This is a genomic window from Actinomadura sp. NPDC000929, from assembly GCF_040492065.1.
Lineage (GTDB): Bacteria > Actinomycetota > Actinomycetes > Streptosporangiales > Streptosporangiaceae > Spirillospora > Spirillospora verrucosospora.
The window spans coordinates 13,232-29,116 of the sequence record NZ_JBEUPA010000027.1 but is presented as its reverse complement, the minus strand read 5'-3'; the positions used below and the strand labels follow the sequence as shown (position 1 = coordinate 29,116).

The 15,885-nt window shown below is 73.6% G+C and carries 15 protein-coding genes and 1 pseudogene; 9 read left to right on the top strand and 7 right to left on the bottom strand.

The window, feature by feature from the left end; translation table 11 throughout:
- Window positions 1-8: 8 nt before the first annotated feature.
- A complete protein-coding gene (locus ABWI04_RS13075; RefSeq protein WP_345180401.1) occupies window positions 9-1,352 on the top strand; it encodes a sensor histidine kinase in 1,344 nt (447 codons plus the stop codon).
- A 47-nt stretch (window positions 1,353-1,399) separates the two neighbouring features.
- Here ABWI04_RS13075 and ABWI04_RS13070 read toward each other — a convergent pair whose 3' ends face one another.
- A complete protein-coding gene (locus tag ABWI04_RS13070) occupies window positions 1,400-1,948 on the bottom strand; it encodes a YceI family protein (RefSeq protein ID WP_345180399.1) in 549 nt (182 codons plus the stop codon).
- A gap of 238 nt (window positions 1,949-2,186) precedes the next feature.
- Between ABWI04_RS13070 and ABWI04_RS13065 the strand changes: the two genes are divergently transcribed.
- Together ABWI04_RS13065 and ABWI04_RS13060 are read left to right on the top strand one after the other, a co-directional pair.
- Complete coding sequence (locus ABWI04_RS13065; RefSeq protein ID WP_353832547.1) at window positions 2,187-2,981, top strand: L,D-transpeptidase; 795 nt, start codon at window positions 2,187-2,189, stop codon at window positions 2,979-2,981.
- An 87-nt stretch (window positions 2,982-3,068) separates the two neighbouring features.
- Window positions 3,069-3,785 carry a hypothetical protein gene (locus ABWI04_RS13060; RefSeq protein ID WP_353832546.1) on the top strand — a complete coding sequence of 239 codons (717 nt, stop codon included), beginning with the start codon at window positions 3,069-3,071 and terminating at the stop codon, window positions 3,783-3,785.
- Window positions 3,786-3,855: 70 nt separating this feature from the next.
- Here the strand turns inward: ABWI04_RS13060 and ABWI04_RS13055 are convergent, their stop codons facing one another.
- Window positions 3,856-4,827: a GlxA family transcriptional regulator gene (locus ABWI04_RS13055; protein ID WP_345180394.1), complete on the bottom strand. Its 972-nt coding sequence runs from the start codon at window positions 4,825-4,827 to the stop codon at window positions 3,856-3,858.
- A 97-nt stretch (window positions 4,828-4,924) separates the two neighbouring features.
- Between ABWI04_RS13055 and ABWI04_RS13050 the strand changes: the two genes are divergently transcribed.
- Both ABWI04_RS13050 and ABWI04_RS13045 read left to right on the top strand, forming a co-directional pair.
- Window positions 4,925-5,305: a dienelactone hydrolase family protein gene (locus ABWI04_RS13050; protein ID WP_353832545.1), complete on the top strand. Its 381-nt coding sequence runs from the start codon at window positions 4,925-4,927 to the stop codon at window positions 5,303-5,305.
- The gene (locus ABWI04_RS13045; protein ID WP_353832544.1) at window positions 5,302-5,847 is read left to right on the top strand and encodes a hypothetical protein; all 546 of its coding nucleotides are present in this window, start codon (window positions 5,302-5,304) and stop codon (window positions 5,845-5,847) included. The genes ABWI04_RS13050 and ABWI04_RS13045 overlap by 4 nt, the downstream gene beginning before the upstream one ends.
- A 42-nt stretch (window positions 5,848-5,889) precedes the next feature.
- On the opposite strand, the gene ABWI04_RS13040 is transcribed toward ABWI04_RS13045, so the two are convergent.
- Entirely contained in the window at window positions 5,890-6,801 is a 912-nt protein-coding gene (locus tag ABWI04_RS13040; protein ID WP_353832543.1) for an alpha/beta hydrolase family protein, read from the bottom strand.
- 102 nt (window positions 6,802-6,903) lie between these two features.
- Between ABWI04_RS13040 and ABWI04_RS13035 the strand changes: the two genes are divergently transcribed.
- Window positions 6,904-7,473, top strand: a complete 570-nt coding sequence (locus tag ABWI04_RS13035) for a TetR/AcrR family transcriptional regulator (RefSeq protein ID WP_345180385.1) — start codon at window positions 6,904-6,906, stop codon at window positions 7,471-7,473.
- Window positions 7,474-7,517: 44 nt separating this feature from the next.
- Here ABWI04_RS13035 and ABWI04_RS13030 read toward each other — a convergent pair whose 3' ends face one another.
- Together ABWI04_RS13030 and sigE are read right to left on the bottom strand one after the other, a co-directional pair.
- A complete protein-coding gene (locus ABWI04_RS13030) occupies window positions 7,518-8,348 on the bottom strand; it encodes an alpha/beta fold hydrolase (protein ID WP_345180383.1) in 831 nt (276 codons plus the stop codon).
- A gap of 25 nt (window positions 8,349-8,373) precedes the next feature.
- Window positions 8,374-8,922, bottom strand: coding sequence for an RNA polymerase sigma factor SigE (gene sigE, locus ABWI04_RS13025; RefSeq protein ID WP_345180381.1), 549 nt, complete (start codon window positions 8,920-8,922; stop codon window positions 8,374-8,376).
- A 219-nt stretch (window positions 8,923-9,141) separates the two neighbouring features.
- Between sigE and ABWI04_RS13020 the strand changes: the two genes are divergently transcribed.
- The gene (locus ABWI04_RS13020) at window positions 9,142-10,716 is read left to right on the top strand and encodes an acyl-CoA synthetase (protein ID WP_345180379.1); all 1,575 of its coding nucleotides are present in this window, start codon (window positions 9,142-9,144) and stop codon (window positions 10,714-10,716) included.
- Between the two features lie 128 nt (window positions 10,717-10,844).
- Window positions 10,845-12,491 carry a serine/threonine-protein kinase gene (locus ABWI04_RS13015; RefSeq protein ID WP_353832542.1) on the top strand — a complete coding sequence of 549 codons (1,647 nt, stop codon included), beginning with the start codon at window positions 10,845-10,847 and terminating at the stop codon, window positions 12,489-12,491.
- Window positions 12,492-12,515: 24 nt separating this feature from the next.
- On the opposite strand, the pseudogene rho reads toward ABWI04_RS13015, so the two are convergent.
- Window positions 12,516-13,583: pseudogene (gene rho, locus ABWI04_RS13010) on the bottom strand (transcription termination factor Rho); the annotation flags it as partial.
- 667 nt (window positions 13,584-14,250) lie between these two features.
- Here rho and ABWI04_RS13005 point away from each other — a divergent pair.
- A complete protein-coding gene (locus tag ABWI04_RS13005; RefSeq protein WP_353832541.1) occupies window positions 14,251-15,024 on the top strand; it encodes an enoyl-CoA hydratase/isomerase family protein in 774 nt (257 codons plus the stop codon).
- A 17-nt stretch (window positions 15,025-15,041) separates the two neighbouring features.
- Here the strand turns inward: ABWI04_RS13005 and ABWI04_RS13000 are convergent, their stop codons facing one another.
- Window positions 15,042-15,824, bottom strand: coding sequence for a hypothetical protein (locus ABWI04_RS13000; protein WP_353832540.1), 783 nt, complete (start codon window positions 15,822-15,824; stop codon window positions 15,042-15,044).
- Window positions 15,825-15,885 lie beyond the last annotated feature (61 nt).

The following is a 15,885-nucleotide window of genomic DNA, read 5'->3' as shown; positions in this document are numbered from 1 at the left end:
GAGGACCCATGCGCATGCGCCCCCGGTCCATCCGGGCCAGGGACACGCTCGTCGCCGCCGTGATCGCCGCACTGGTGCTGGGCGTCACCGCGATCGGCGTGGACGTCGCCGTGCGCAGCACCGTCAAGGCGGAACTGCTGCGCCGGACGCAGGTGGACGCCCGGCGCGTCAGCGGCGGCGTGCGCGACGGGACGCTGGAGGGCGCGATCCGCGACGGCTCCCGCGGCCGCGTGCTGATCCAGGTCGTCGAGCCCGGCGGGCGGGTGACGAACGCCACACCCGCCGCAACGGACAGGCCGCCGGTGAGCAGATTCTGGCCGCCGAGCAACATGCGGGTCCAGGACTTCAGCGAGTGCCGCGGACGGTGGCCGCACCGCGAATGCTTCGTGGCCGAGGCCATCCGCGTGAGCACCGCGCCCGACTCCGTCGTCGTGTACGCGGCCGCGCGGCAGCCGTCCTACCTCGTGAACGGTCTGCTGGAGGGGATGCTCGGCTCGGGCGTGCTGCTGCTGGCCGCGGTCGCCGCGGGGATCACCTGGCGCGTCGTCGGCCGCACGCTCGGCCCCGTCGAGGCGATCCGGGCGCAGCTCGCGGAGATCAGCGCCACCGACCTCAGCCGCCGGGTGCCGCAGCCGCCGGGCCAGGACGAGATCGCCCAGCTCGCCCGCACCGCCAACGAGACGCTGGACCGGCTGGAGCGGGCCGTCGCGCGGCAGCGGCAGTTCGCCTCCGACGCCTCGCACGAGCTGCGCACCCCGATCGCCGGGCTCCGGGCCAACCTGGAGGACGCCTCCATGCACCCGGAGGACAACGACCTGCGGGGCGTCATCGCGTCGGCGCTGCGCGACACCGACCGGCTGGAGTCGATCGTCACCGACCTCCTCCTGCTCGCCCGCATCGGCACCGGCGGGACCGCGGCGCAGGAGCCGATCGACCTGGCCGCGCTCGCCGGCGCCGAGGTCGGCCGCCGCCCGTCCGAGCTGAAGATCGTCACCGAGCTGTCCCCCGGCGTCGTGGTGCGCGGGGTGCGGATGCAGCTCGTCCGGCTGCTCGGCAACCTTCTCGACAACGCCGAGCGCTACGCCGGGTCGCGGGTGACGGTGGAGGTGGGCAGGCGGGACGGGCGGGCGCTGCTCGTCGTCACCGACGACGGCGCCGGCATCGCGCCCGCCGACCGGGAGCGCGTGTTCGAGCGCTTCACCCGCCTGGACACCGCGCGCAGCCGCGGGGCGGGCGGCGCCGGCCTCGGCCTCGCGATCGCCCGCGAGATCGCCCGGGCGCACGGCGGGACGCTGCGGATCGAGGACCACCCGTCCGGCGCCCGGTTCGCCCTGCGCCTGCCCCTGGAATAGCGAAAGAGCCGCCCGGTGGGCGGCCCTTTCGTCAGTGGCGGGAGAGCTCAGGCGCGAACGGCCTGGACCTCCAGCTGGATGTCGACCTTGTCGCCGAGCAGGGCCTTGTCGCCCTTCAGCGGCACGTTGAACTCGATGCCCCAGTCCTTGCGGTTGATCGTGGTGGCGGCGGAGAAGCCGGCGCGGGTGCCGCCCCACGGGTCCTCGCCGACGCCGTTGTACTCGACCGTGAGGGTGATCGGGCGTGTGACGTCCTTGATCGTCAGCTCGCCGTCCAGGAGGTACTCGCCGTCCTGCGCGCGGACGCCCTTGGTCGTGAAGGTCATGACCGGGTGGTTCTCCACGTCCAGGACGTCCGAGGTCCGCACGTGGGCGTCCCGGTCGGCGTTGCGGGTGTCGATCGAGGCGACCTTGATCTCCGCGGTGGCGGTGGACTCCGACAGCTCCTCGGCGATCTGCACGGAGCCGGTGAAGTCGGTGAACGTTCCGCGCACCTTGGTCATCAGGTGGCGGATCACGAAGGTGACCTCCGAGTGGGCGGGGTCGATGTTCCAGGTTCCGACGGTCAGCTCGGGGGCGACGGCGGCGATGCTCATGGGGTCTCCCTTGTCAAATGCTTGAATCTTCAACGAACACGTCGAAGGTTAGTTGAGGGTTCAAACAGCTGTCAATCCCCGCTTGTTCCCGGCCGGCCGCACGGATCGGCGAGGGCCCGCGGAGCACGGACCGCGATTCCTTCCCCACACCGTGCAACCTTCCCGTGCCCTCGCGCGTAGAGAGCGGGCACAGAGGCGTGCCGGAGCCCCTCTCCGGCGGGATCACTTGGAGTTTTTCGTGAGCGACGAACCACCGCGCGCCGCCGGGCGGACGGCCCGGACGGCGGCACCGGCCCTGCTGGTGACGGCCCTGCTCGTGACCGGCTGCGGGGGCGGCCACAAGGGGGCGTCCGCCGGCGCCTCCCCCGCCGGCGGCCTGGAGAAGCTGCCCGAGGCCACCACGTACACGACGCTGGACGACCTGCCGCTGGACGCGGCCCCGGCCGGCAGGAGCGACGGGACCGTGGTGCATCCGGACAACGCCGTCCCCGTGTCGGCGAAGCCGGGCGCGCCCGCCGTGGCGGAACTGCCGAGCACCCAGCTCAAGGGCCCCACCTGGGTGCCCGTCCTGGAGAGCCGCCCGGGGTGGCGGCGGGTGCTGCTGCCGAGCCGCCCGAACGGCGTGACCGGCTGGATCCCCGACTCCGGCCTGAAGGCCGCGCGCAGCTCCAGCGCCGTCAAGGTGGACCTCGGCGACAGGAAGCTGACCCTGTTCCGGGGCGGCCGCCAGGTCGGCACCTGGCCCGTGGCGGTCGGCGCGCCGAAGACGCCGACGCCCACCGGCCGGACGTTCATGCTCGCCTCGCTCGCCCCCGAGAAGCCCACCTACAGCCCGCTGATCCTGCCCGTCGGGGCGCACTCGGCCACCCTCGACACCTTCGGCGGCGGCCCCGGGACGGTCGCGTTCCACGGCTGGCCGACGAAGTCGGTGTTCGGCAAGGCCGTCACGCACGGCTGCGTGCGGGTGCCCGCCGACGCGCTGAAGCAGCTCGCCCAGGTCCCGCTCGGCACCCCCGTCCAGATCACGGACTGACGATCCCGCGATCCACCCGGCCGCACGGCCGGGCGGCCCGAACCCCACCCCATCCCCCAAGAACACGAACCCCCTGAGGAGAGAACCGTGCGTTTGCAGGCACTCACCAAGTGCGCGGCCGTCGCCGGCGCGCTGGCCCTGCCGTTCGCCCTGTCCGCCGCCCCCGCCTCCGCCACCCCCGGCGGCGCCGGCTCGGCGGTCGCCATCTCCGCCACCGGCTCCGTCGTCGTCCCGCCGACGTCCTCGGTGGCGTCCTCGGCGCAGCGGCCCACCAGCAAGAGCGTGGCGGAGCTGCCCGCCAACCCGCTCGTCCAGGCGCGGCTGCTGAACGGCTCCGCCTGGGCCGGGCACGGCCGCGCGTCCGTCGCCGACCTGCGGGTCGCCAAGCTCGGCCTGTCCGCGCACGCCGTCTCCGCCAAGTGCGAGAACGGCACCGGAGTCTCCCACGTGGTGGGCGCGACGCTCGGCACCCGGGCGCTGAAGCTCGGCGCGACGCCCAACACCACCGTCACCACCGACCTGAAGGGCCTCGGCAACGTCACGGTCACGCTGAACAAGCAGGTCCGCGGGCACGACGGGAACCTCACGGTCACCGCGATCGAGGTGTCGGCGACCCTGGCGGGCAAGACGCAGACGATCAGCATCGCGTCCGCGAGCTGCGGCAAGAGCCAGCCGGGGCAGCCGAGCCAGCCCGGTCAGCCGTCCCAGCCGTCGCAGCCGGGCCAGCCCGCGCCGCCTTCGGCCCCGCCCGGTGAGGCCCCCGCCCCGACCCCGGTTCCCGGCGACCTCCCGGTGACCGGCTGAGTCGAGCCGGCATGAGGCCGGGGTCCGCGCACTCAGGTGCGCGGGCCCCGGCCTTTTCGCGTGCGGGCCCTCAGCGTGCGGGACGCCGGAAGGTCGCGCGGTAGTCCTTCGGGCGCCGCCCGGTGTGGCGGGCGAAGAGGGCCGCGAAGGTCCCGGCGTCGCGGTACCCGACCGCGGCGGCGACGGTGGCGACCGTCCGGTCCGTGGTCTCCAGGAGGTGGCGTGCGCGCCGGACGCGGGCCGACTGGAGGTACTCCAGCGGGCTCTGGCCCGTCTCGTCGGCGAAGCGCCGCAGCAGGGTCCGGGTGCTGACGTTGAACGCGTCCGCCAGCGCGGCGAGGTCGTACCGGGCGGCGAGGCTCTGGTCGAGGTGCCGCATGACCCGGCGGGAGAACTCGTGTCCGGGACGCGGGAGGAGACGGGCGTCGACGTAGGGGGCCTGGGACGAGCGCGCGTCGTCCACGAGCGCCATCCGCGCGGTCGCCCGCGCCACGCCGGCGCCACTGTGCCGGCGCACCAGTTCCAGGGCGAAGTCGTACATGGCGCTGAACGCCGCCGTGGTCGTCACCCCCGCGTCGGTGACGACCAGGAGGTCGGGCCTGACGTCGGCGCCGGGGCAGCGCCGGGCCAGCTCGTCCGCGAACAGCCACGCCGTCGTGGCCCGGCGCCGGTCGAGCAGCCCCGCCGCGGCGAGCAGGAACGCGCCGACGCAGATCGAGACCACCGCGCCTCCCGCGGCGGCGTGCGAGCGGACGGCCGCGATCTCCGGGGCCAGCCCGGCGAGCTTCGCGTCCACGTCGAGGCCCGGACGCAGCTCGAACCCCGGCACGACGAGGACGTCGACCTCCCGGAGCGGGGAGGCGGCCAGCGCCACGCCTCCCGAGGCGACGACGCGGCGGCGCGGCGAGACCACCGCCACGTCGTAGCCGGCGCGATCCGGACCGGCGACGTGCCCGGCCATCGTCAGCAGGTCGGGCACGCCGAACACCTCCGACGCGAAGCAGCCCGGATAGGCCAGCACCCCCACCCGCAGCGCACCCACGCCTGCCTCCCGCCGTCACCCGCGATGGCGAGATTACCCCCGCACATGGCGATCCGGCCTCTCCCGGCAAGGCGTGCCGCCCGGCCACGCTGTCCCCATGAACACCGAGGAACCGACGAGCGCTGAGAACACCCCCGGCGCCGACGAGAGCACGGGCGCCGACCAGAGCCCAGCCGTTGACCAGGCCACGAAAGCCGGCGTCGTGGCCGGTGCCGGCGGGCGCCTTGACGATGCGATCGCCGACTTCTCGCGGCGGCAGGTGGACGTGGACGGGGTGGTGAAGACGGTCCACGTCGCGGGCACCAGCCCGGCCGTCGTGCTGATGCCTGAGATGCCCGGCATCAGTCCGGACGTCCTGCGGCTGGCGCGGTGGGTGCGGGACGCGGGCTTCACCGTCCACGTGCCGTCGCTCTTCGGCCGCGACGGCGCCTACCCCACGGTCGCGACGGCGAGCGGGTCGTCCGCCGGGCCTGCGTGAGCGCCGAGTTCCGGGCGTTCGCCGGGGGCGGCACCAGCCCCGTCACGGCGTGGCTGCGCGGGCTCGCCCGCCGGGCCCACGCCGAGTGCGGCGGGCCGGGGGTCGGCGCGATCGGGCTCTGCTTCACCGGGAACTTCGCCCTCACCATGGCGCTGGAACCGGCCGTCATAGCGCCGGTCGTCAACCACCCGTCACTGCCGCTGGACGACCCCGCCGGCCTGGAACTCGGCGACGACGACGCCCGCGCGCTCAAGGAGCGCGTCGCGCGCGACGGCCTGACCGTCCTCGCCTACCGCTTCGACAACGACCGGTGGTGCACAGGTCAGAGGTTCGCCGCCTACCGGGCTCTGCTCGGCGACGCCTTCGACGGACGCGTGCTCCCGGGCGGCGTCGCGAACACCGACCCGCCGCCGTTCTTCCGCGACGTGGTCGCGACCCCCCACAGCGTCGTCACCGCGCACCTCGTGGACGAGGACGGCCACCCCACCCTCCAGGCCCGAGACGAGATCCTCACCTACCTGACCGACCACCTGAAGCCGTAGAGGCCGTCTTCCCGAAAGCGCGACGGAGCAGTCCGGCCGGGCTCACTTGCTGGAGACGCTCCACGCGCCTTCACCGGCCGCGGCGGCGTCGCCGAAGGCGGTCCACGCGGTGTCGTCGACCTTGAGGGCGTCGAGGAGGTAGGCGGAGATCGCATCGGCGACGAGGGCGACGCGGGCGGGGTTCTCGTCGGTGGTCTCGGCGACCGCCTCGCCGGCGACGCCGCCCAGGGTGTGCTCGCCCTCGGCGACGACGAGCAGGCTCTTCGGGGACGGGCTGAGGCGGTAGGCGTCGGTGAACCACTCCGGCCCCCGGGTGGAGAGCCGCGACCGGTCCTCGCCGCCCGCGACGACCAGGGCCGGGGCGGTCATGGTGGAGTAGTCCGGCCTCATGAACGGAAGGTGTTCGGCGGCGAACGGGGTGAGCGAGTCGCCGGTCCCGGTCGCGGCGATCAGCGCGCCGGCCGAGACCGCGGGGTGGGAGAAGTCCTCTCCGGGAACGCCGTCGGCGTCGAGCACGCGCGCGCCGAGGATCGCGCCGGCGGTCTGGGCGCCCCAGGAGTGGCCGACGACCGCGATGCGCTCGCGGTCGACGCGGGCCTCCAGGCCGCCGGCCTGGGCGAGGATGTCGCCGAGGCAGTCGAGGATCGCGTGAAGGTCGGAGATCCGGGCGCGCCAGATCGTGGCGAAGCGCGGGTTGTCCCAACCGATGGCGTTGCGGCGGGAGTCAAGGTGGGTGGGCTGCACCACGAGGAACCCGGCCGCAGCCCACCGGTCGACGAGGGGCTCGTACGCGTCCAGGGACCATGCGTTGCCGTGGGAGAACACGATGACCGGCAGGTTCCGGCCCGACATCGGGGCGGTGACCTTCACCTGCAGGTCGACGCCGCGGCCGGGCGCGGGGACGGTGATGGGCTTGACGGAGACGATCCGCTGGCCGAGCTGACGATGGGACATGGGAGACCTGCGCTTTCTCCATGGATCGCTCTGCCATACTTTGGCGGAGCACTGTTCCGCCAAAGTAGCGGAACATTGTTCCGCGAGCAAAAGGAGGGTCCCGTGCCGGAACCGGTCGGAGTGCGCCGAGCACAGGCGCAGCGCACCCGCAGCGGCGTGCTGGCGGCCGCGGCGGCGGTCTTCGTGGAACAGGGCGTCCAGGCGCCCGTCCGCGACATCGCCGAACGCGCCGGCGTCGGCGTCGGCACGATCTACCGGAACTTTCCGACCCGGGCGGATCTCGTCACCGCCGTCTACCGGCACCAGATCGACACGGCCACCGCACTCGCCCCCCGGCTCCTGGAGGAGTCGGCCTCCCCGTTCACCGCCCTGACCCGCTGGGTGGACGCGTTCGTCGAGTTCCTCGTGACCAAGCACGGTCTCGGAGCCGCTCTGGGGTCGGGGGATCCAGGGCTGGAGAACCTCCACGCCCTGATGCTCGACACCCTGGTCCCGGCGTGCGCGACGTTGCTCGATGCGTGCGCCACCGCCGGCGAACTCGGCCCCGACGTCTCCGCCTACACGCTCATGCGCGCCATCGGCAACCTCTGCATCACCGGCCCCGACTACGGCCAGGCCGACGCCAGGCGCATGGTCGCCACCCTCCTCACCGGATGCCGGCGCGAGGCATGAACCGGGGACGACCGATCACTCCAGATCCGCCTTCGGAGGACGGCCTACGACGCGGCGGCCTCGGGACGGGCGCCGCGGAGCGGGTGCGCGCTGCCTTCCAGCAGGACCTTCGCCACGAGGGCGGGGTCGTCGGCCATGGGGACGTGGCCGCAGCCCTCCAGCCAGACGAAGCGGGCGTCGGGGAGGCGGCGCTGAGCGCGGATGGCCTGGCTGCGCAGGAGCAGGCGGTCCTTCGTGCCCCAGGCGATGGTCACGGGGACGTCGGCGCAGGAGCCGAGGAACCGGGTGGTGCGGCCCGCGCGGAGGGTGGGCTCGAAGCCCGGGGCGTCGCGCATGGCGCGGGCGTCCCCCGCGAGGGTCTCGACGTCCATCAGGTCGGGACGGCCGTAGATCATGCCGAACATGAGCGTGCGGCGGCGCGGTGAGCGGGCCAGCCGGGTGAGGAACGTCTCGGGGACGCGGGCGCCGAGCCGCGACGCGCGCAGCACCGACATGCCGTAGCGGAACTCCAGGTTGTTGAAGAAGCCGGCGGGGGACAGCGCGGTCGCCGAGCTGGCGAGGCCGCGGTCGGCGGCTTCGAGGGCGAACAGGCCGCCGAGGGAGTTGCCCGCGATGTGCGGGCGGTCCAGGCCGAGGGCGGCGAAGGCGTCCGCGAGCGCGGAGACGGCCGTGTCCAGCGTGTAGGGGGCGCCGTCGGGCAGCGGCGGGGAGTCGCCGAACCCGGGCAGGTCGACCGCGACGACCTCGCGTTCGGCGGCGAGCAGGTCCATGACGGGGGCCCACCCCTGGCGGCGGTGGCCGATGCCGTGCAGCAGGACGAGGGGCGGCCCCTCGCCGCGGCGCTCGAAAGCGATGTTCACCCGCGCGTTGTCCACGGGCGAAGGGTAGGCCGGAAGTTACTCAGCGGTCACTAGTGATGCTCGTCACTGCGCACTCGGCGGGACGGCGGTGCTCCAGCGCGGCGCGCAGCTGCGCGCGGCCCCGGTGGATGCGGGATCGGACGGTGCCGAGCTTGACGTTCAGCGACGCGGCGATCTCCTCGTACGACAGGCCCTCGATGTCGCACAGGACGACGGCGGCGCGGTACTCCGGGGCGAGGCCGTCCAGCGCCTTCTGGATGTCGTGGTCGAGGTGCCGCTCGTCGTAGGCCTGCGCGGGGCCCGGCTCGCGGCCCTGCAGGCGCTCGGCGGCGTCGTCGCCGAGGGAGTCGAACCGGATGCGCTGCTTGCGGCGGGCGCGGTCGAGGAACAGGTTCGTCGTGATCCGGTGCAGCCAGCCCTCGAACGTGCCGGGACTGTAGGAGGACAGGGAGCGGAAGACCCGGATGAAGACGTCCTGGGTGAGGTCCTCGGCGTCGTGGCGGTTGCCCGTCAGCCGGTACGCCAGCCGGAACACCCGGGTCGAGTGCTCGCTGACGATCTCCTCCCACGTCGGAGGGGTCCACGCCATCGCACCTGCGCTCACCACTACCCCCGTCTGATATTCAATCGTTACGACCAAGCATGCCGGTACCCAGATAAGAGCCGTGTAAGAACCTTGAGCGTGGCCGGATCAGGCACGTGAGATGTGACTCATCTCATTGGACTGGATGTCGACAAGGATTGAGTCGGCGCCGGTCCGCATGGAGGATCGGGGGCAGTCCCCCACCCCGAAACGCGAGGACGTGGCATGGCGCGAAGCTACAACCTGGCCGACCTGCTCGAGATCCTGGCCGCGGCGGGGCCGGACCGCCCCGCCCTGGTGGCGGGCGCCGAGCGGCGGACGTACCGGCAGCTCAGCGAGCGGGCGAGCCGCGTCGGGCACCATCTCGCCGAGGCCGGGGTGCGGCCGGGCGAGCACGTGGCGATCCTCGCCTACAACCGGGCCGAGTGGATCGAGGCGATGCTCGGCGCGTTCAAGATCCGCGCCGTGCCGATCCCGGTGAACTTCCGCTACGTCGCCGCCGAGCTGCGCCACGTCCTCGCCGACTCCGACTCGGTGGCGCTCGTCGGGGAGCGTTCGCTGCTGGCGAGGGTGGAGGAGATCCGCGGCGAGCTGCCGGCGCTGCGGCACGTCGTCGTGCTGGAGGACGGTTCCGCGGCCGAGATCCCCGGCGCGGTCGAGTACGAGAAGGCGCTCGCGGGCGCCGCCCCGGACGACGACTTCCCCGAGCGCTCCAGCGACGACCGCTACATCATGTACACGGGCGGGACGACGGGCTATCCGAAGGGCGTCGAGTGGCGCTGCGAGGACATCTTCTTCGGCGCGCTCGGCGGCGGGAACGTCCTCGGCGACCCCATCGGCAGCCCCGAGGAGCTGGCCGCCAACGCCGACCAGCCCGCCATGGCCGTGCTCGACTGCGCGCCCGTCATGCACGGCGCGGGCCAGTGGGTCGCGTTCATGGGTTTGTTCAGCGGCGCCAAGGTCGTCCTTTACACCGACCACGCGTTCGACGCCGACAGGGCCCTGAGGTTGCTCGCCGAGGAGCAGGCGAACGTGATGATGCTGGTCGGCGACGTCATGGCGCGCCCGGTCGCGAAGGCGCTCGCCTCCGGCGATCACGACACGTCCTCGCTGATGGCGATCGCGTCCGGCGGCGCGCCGCTGACCGAGGGGGCGAAGGCCGCCCTGCTGGAGTACCTGCCGAACATCATGTTCCTCGACAACTACGGCGCGTCGGAGACCGGCGCCTGCGGCCCGTCCGTCGGGGCCAAGGAGGGGACGGCCCGGTTCATGATGAAGCCCGGCATCACCGTCCTCGACGACGACCTGAACGTCGTGCGGCCCGGTGAGATCGGCAGGCTGGCCCGGAGCGGCCACATCCCGCTCGGCTACTACAACGACCCCGCGAAGACGGCGTCGACGTTCTTCACCGCCGCGGACGGGACGCGCTGGTCGGTCCCCGGCGACTTCGCGAGCCTGGAGGAGGACGGGACGATCACGCTGCTCGGCCGCGGCTCCCTCGTGATCAACACGGGCGGGGAGAAGGTGTACCCGGAGGAGGTCGAGGTCGCGCTCAAGGACCACCCGGCCGTGGAGGACGCGGTCGTCGTGGGCCTGCCGGACGAGCGGTTCGGGCAGCGCGTCGCCGCCGTCGTCGCCCCGCGTCCCGGCGCGACGGTGACCCTTGAGGATCTGACCGAGTACTGCCGCGAACGTCTCGCGGGTTACAAGCTTCCGCGGCAGATGACCCTGGTCGACGAGGTACAGCGAACCGCCGTCGGGAAGTCCGATTACAAGTGGGCCAAGAGCGTGCTCGCGTAGAGTCTTGGTAAAGCCACCGTGTGTGGGTTATACCACGCGCGGCCGCACTTTCCCCGGCGAACGCCAGTCAAGAATCAATTGATGCCGAGGGAGCGTGCCTTGGGCGCGTTCCGGCGAATAACCGCCCCATGAGTGGGGATCGGCTGATACCGCTCGCGCGCCGGTATCGCCTGCTCTCTGTCGTCGGCAGAGGCGGCATGGGCACCGTCTGGCGGGCGTACGACGAGATGCTCGACCGGGACGTCGCGGTCAAGGAGGTCCACCTCCCCCCGCGCATCACCGAGAGCGAGCGCAGGGTGATGTGCAGGCGCCTGTTCTCCGAGGCCCGCGCGACCGCCGCCCTGCGCCATCCCGGCGTGGTCGCCGTGCACGACCTCATCATCGAGGACGGCCGCCCCTGGATCGTCATGGAGTTCCTGGAGTCGTGCTCCCTGCACAGGCTGGTCACGGAGGACGGCCCGCTCGGCGTGCGCCGGACGGCGGAGATCGGCGCGGCCGTCCTGTCGGTGCTCCGCGCGTCGCACTCGGCGGGCATCCTGCACCGCGACGTCAAGCCCAGCAACGTCCTGCTGTGCGACGACGGAAGGGTCCTGCTCAGCGACTTCGGCCTCGCCGTCCACACCGGCAAGGGCCCGCAGCCGGCCGACACCCTGCTCGCCGGGATCGAGGGCTCTCCCGCGTACCTCCCGCCGGAGCGGGTGAACGGCCTGCCGAGCGTGGAGGCGTCCGACCTGTGGTCGCTCGGCGCGACGCTCTACACGGCGGTCGAGGGCTTTTCGCCTTTCCTGCGCTGCCATGCGCTCGCGTCGATGGTGGCGGTTCTCCTGGGCGACTATGCGCGCCCCGTCCGGGCCGGTCCGCTGGGTTCGGTCATCGAAGGGCTGCTGCGGCAGCGGCCGGAGGACAGATTGACGGCCGAGGCCACCGCGGAAATGCTGCAAAGGGTCATCGGAACGGTTCCGGAACCCGGTTTCACCCGCGCGCCGGTGCCGCATCCCCGCCGTTTCTCCGCGCACCGCACCGTTCTGGGGCGCCGGGTGCCGTGGGCGCTCAGCGGCGCCTGGGTGTCGCGGGACGCGCCGAGGGCGCCGGTCCCGCGCGGGCCGCGGGTCCCGTGGACGCTGCGCGGCGGGAGGCCGCCGGGCGACCCGTCCGGCAAGCCGCCGTGCGGTTCGCGGGAGGCGGGGTGGCGGGTCCCGGCGCTGCCGTCGCGGCGGCCGCGGCCCGGGACGGTCGTCAGCGTGGCGCTGCTCGCGGCGCTCGCGGCCGGGGCGGGGACCTGGACGGCCCGGTGGACGTCGATCGGCAAGGGCGACGCGGTCGCGCTGCGCCCGGCGGCGGGCGTGTCGGTGAAGACGGCGAAGTATCACGAGGCGGGCGCCTACTCGGTGCGGGTGCCCGCGGGCTGGCAGGCGGAGCGGCGCGGCAGCGTGATGACCTGGAAGGACGTCGGCACGGGACGGGGGCTGCGCATCGCCCCGGCGCCCGGCGACCCGCTGACCGGGCTGCGCTCCGAGGAGCGCGGCGCCGTGGCGGGGCACCGCTATCCCGGCTACCAGCGGCTGCGGCTGGAACCGGTGCCCGAGGTCATCGACGGCGCCGCCGAATGGGAGTTCACCTGGCGGGACGGTGTGCACGACGCCGTCCGGCACGTGCTGTGCGGTCGCGCGGCCGGGTACGAGTTCTGCTTCCACGCGCCCGACCCGGAGTGGACGCCGGGCCAGCGCCTCTACGACAGGATCCTCAGTTCGTTCAGGCCGGAGAGCGGCGGCTGAGCCCCGGCCGGATCGCGGGGCCGGTCAGGTCGTGTGCTGGAGGCGCAGGAGGAACTCGGCGTTGGAGGAGGTGCCCTTCATCTTCTCCAGGAGCTGCTCGATGGCCGACTGCTTGTCCAGGCCCTGGAGGGCGCGGCGCAGGCGCCAGGAGAGGGCGAGCTCCTCGGGGGACATGAGCAGCTCGTCGCGGCGCGTCCCGGACGCCTCGATGTCGACGGCGGGGAACACGCGGCGGTCGGCGAGGCCCCGGTCGAGCTTCAGCTCCATGTTGCCGGTGCCCTTGTACTCCTCGAAGAAGACGTCGTCCATGCGGGACCCCGTCTCCACCAGGGCGGTGGCGAGGATGGTGAGCGAGCCGCCGTTCTCGATGTTGCGGGCGGCGCCGAAGAACTTCTTCGGCGGGTAGATCGCGGTCGTCGCGACGCCGCCGGCGAGGATGCGGCTGCTGGAGGGCGCCGCGAGGTTGTAGGCGCGGCCGAGCCGGGTGATCGAGTCGAGCAGCATCACGACGTCGTGGCCCTGCTCGACGAGGCGCTTGGCCCGCTCCACGGCGAGCTCGGCGAGCGCGGTGTGGTCGCGCGCGGGACGGTCGAAGGTCGAGTGGATCACCTCGCCGCGCACGGTCCGCTGCAGGTCGGTGACCTCCTCGGGCCGCTCGTCGATGAGCACGACCATGAGGTGGACCTCGGGGTTGTTCTCCGCGATGGCGTTCGCGACGGACTGCAGCACCATCGTCTTGCCGACCTTCGGCGGCGACACGATGAGCCCGCGCTGCCCCTTGCCGATCGGCGCGACCAGGTCGATGACGCGGGTCGCGAGGGGGCCGGTGTCGAGGCGCAGCCGCTCCTCGGGGAACAGCGGGGTGAGGGCGCCGAACTCGGGCCGGTTCGCCGCCTCCGCGACCGGGAGGCCGTTCACCGTCTCGACGCGGACGAGGGTGGGGGAGTCGCCCCGGCCCTGCTTGGGCGCCTTGGCGAAACCGGCGACCACGTCGCCGGGACGCAGGTGGTGGGCCCTGACCTGGGCGAGGGAGACGTGCACGTCCTCCGGGCCGGCGAGGTAGCCGGACGTGCGGACGAACGCGTGCTTGTCCTGGAGGGACAGCAGGCCGTGGAAGGGGACGGTCGGGCCGTCGTCGGCCGGGCGCCGCGGCTGCCGGCCGTCCTTGCGGGCGCTCTGCGCGGACACGGCGTGCGCGCCGCGTGCGGGGGCCTTGCGGCCTGCCGCGGGTTCTGATTCGAGTGTGGGGGCGGACATACAAGTCCCTTCTCAGGCGGGCGCGCGGCGGGCGGCGCCGCCCGGAGTCGAAGTCCGCGTACGGCGGCGGAACCCGCGGCGCGTACGCGAGAGGAATGCGAAGGATGCAGCTCGGTCCACCGGGCTGACGTCGGCTCCCTTGTGCGGTGGCCCCGCACGCCGTGTGCGCGCCGGGCCGAAACTCACCGGGCGCTCAGATGGCCCGGGCGGGGAAGAGACGTCCTCGACGTGAGTCGTGTGAATCCAAGGACGTTGCCTCGACAGTACAGCAATCGAGGGCGTTTTCGCATTCCCCGATTTCGGTGGCGGCTTTCACGCGGAGGTCCCCCTGCGTCCGTCCGGCGCCGCGGCGTCCCCCCGTCGCGGCCCCGGTGCTCATGCTGACGATGGTTATGACTACCGGACGGGCCTCCAGGTTCCGACGGCCCGACGGCCCTCCCGCGGCGGGCGCCGGGTCCTGGGCGAATACGATGAGCCGCGCTGCGCGGGGCGAGGGAGGACGATGGGCGAGGGGCTGCGGTTCGAGGCGGCCGGAGGCGTCGGGACGATCACGATCGACCGGCCGGCCAAGCGGAACGCCATGTCGGCGGACATGTGGCGGGCGCTGCCCGGCATCCTGGACGGTCTCGCCGCCGACCCGGACGTCCGGGTCGTGGTGCTGACGGGGGCGGGCGGGAACTTCTGCGCGGGCGCCGACATCTCCGAGCTGGACGACATCCACCGCGACGACGACTCGCACCTGTCGACGGTCGCCGAGCGGGCGCTGGCCGCGTTCGGCAAGCCGACGCTCGCCGCGATCGAGGGGTACTGCGTCGGCGGCGGCTGCCAGCTCGCGGCCGCCTGCGACCTGCGGTTCGCGGCGGACGACGCGCGCTTCGGGATCACGCCGGCCCGGCTCGGCATCGTCTACCCGGCCGCCGCGACGGCGCGGCTGGTCGGGCTGGTGGGGCCGTCGGCGGCGAAGTACCTGCTCTTCTCCGCCGACCTGGTCGGCGCGGCGCACGCGCTGCGCATCGGGCTGCTGGACGAGGTGGTCCCCGCGGGGGGCCTGCACGACCGCGTCACCGCGTTCACCGAGACGCTCGCGTCCCGGTCCCTGCTCACCCAGCGGGCGACCAAGGACATCGTGGACGCCATCGTCGCTGCGGGCCCGGTCGAGGAGAAGGCGCGGCGGTGGCTCGCCGAGGTCGCCGCGAGCGGGGAGGTCGAGGAGGGCATCGCCGCGTTCCTCGAACGCCGGGCACCCGAGTTCCCCTGGAAGGCTCCCCTGCGGTAGCGGCCGCGCGGCGGCGGTCAGGCGTTGAGCGCGGGCCAGGCGGACACGTCGCAGAACCGGCCTTCGGGGAGGCGGTGGAGGCGCCGGGCGGCGGCGTCCGGGTCGTCGAGCAGGCCGGCGGCGTCGGGGCGGCGCAGCTCGGCGAGCGGCAGAACCCCGCACACCAGCGACTCCGGTGTCCGGGCCATGAGGAGCGGCCCGATCCGCGCCCCGCCCCGGTCGGCGTCGCGCAGCGCGCCCAGCAGGGCCCGCGTCGGGTCGGCGGAGTCCACGCGGTGCTCGCGCAGCGCCGCCACGAGATCGATGAAGTCGCGTTCCAGGCCGCGCGGGCTGCGTCCGGACAGGTAGTAGCGGTCCCCGTCGGTCAGCTCGACGCGCAGCCCGTGGTGCTCGGCGAACCGCTCGAAGGGACCGGACGACGCCGGGCGCGCCTCGGCCGGCGCGACGGTGAGGGACCCGGTGACCAGGTCGGCGGGGTCGGCGCCGAGGGACGCGGCGGCGGCCTGGTCGAGGCGCCGGGCGAGGTGCCCGCGCAGCTCGGCCATCTCGGCGGCCAGCCGCTCCACGGCCGCGCGCTGCTCCTCGGCGGCCTCCCGCTGCTCTTTCAGCCGGCCGCTCACGTCCGGCACCAGCCGGTCGTTGATCTGGGCGACCAGCGACCTGATCCGAGCGTCGGCGTCGCGCAGCTGCGTGCGGATGTCGGCGATCTCGGGCGCGCCCGGCGTCCGCCCGCGCTCGAACGCCAGCCACAGCTCCCGCCCGGCGATCGCCAGGCACAGCAGAACGAGAATCACGGTCATCGCGCCCTCCCCGGGCCTGCTCGCGGGGCAGACTACGCCACCGCCGCGCCCGGCGGCGGGC

Bases quoted from the DNA above. Each gene is read 5' to 3' on its own strand.
- ABWI04_RS13075 (WP_345180401.1), top strand. From the start codon at position 9: ATGCGCATGCGCCCCCGGTCCATCCGGGCCAGGGACACGCTCGTCGCC.
- ABWI04_RS13070 (WP_345180399.1), bottom strand. From the start codon at position 1,948: ATGAGCATCGCCGCCGTCGCCCCCGAGCTGACCGTCGGAACCTGGAAC.
- ABWI04_RS13050 (WP_353832545.1), top strand. From the start codon at position 4,925: ATGAACACCGAGGAACCGACGAGCGCTGAGAACACCCCCGGCGCCGAC.
- ABWI04_RS13040 (WP_353832543.1), bottom strand. From the start codon at position 6,801: ATGTCCCATCGTCAGCTCGGCCAGCGGATCGTCTCCGTCAAGCCCATC.
- sigE (WP_345180381.1), bottom strand. From the start codon at position 8,922: ATGGCGTGGACCCCTCCGACGTGGGAGGAGATCGTCAGCGAGCACTCG.
- ABWI04_RS13020 (WP_345180379.1), top strand. From the start codon at position 9,142: ATGGCGCGAAGCTACAACCTGGCCGACCTGCTCGAGATCCTGGCCGCG.
- ABWI04_RS13015 (WP_353832542.1), top strand. From the start codon at position 10,845: ATGAGTGGGGATCGGCTGATACCGCTCGCGCGCCGGTATCGCCTGCTC.
- ABWI04_RS13005 (WP_353832541.1), top strand. From the start codon at position 14,251: ATGGGCGAGGGGCTGCGGTTCGAGGCGGCCGGAGGCGTCGGGACGATC.
- ABWI04_RS13000 (WP_353832540.1), bottom strand. From the start codon at position 15,824: ATGACCGTGATTCTCGTTCTGCTGTGCCTGGCGATCGCCGGGCGGGAG.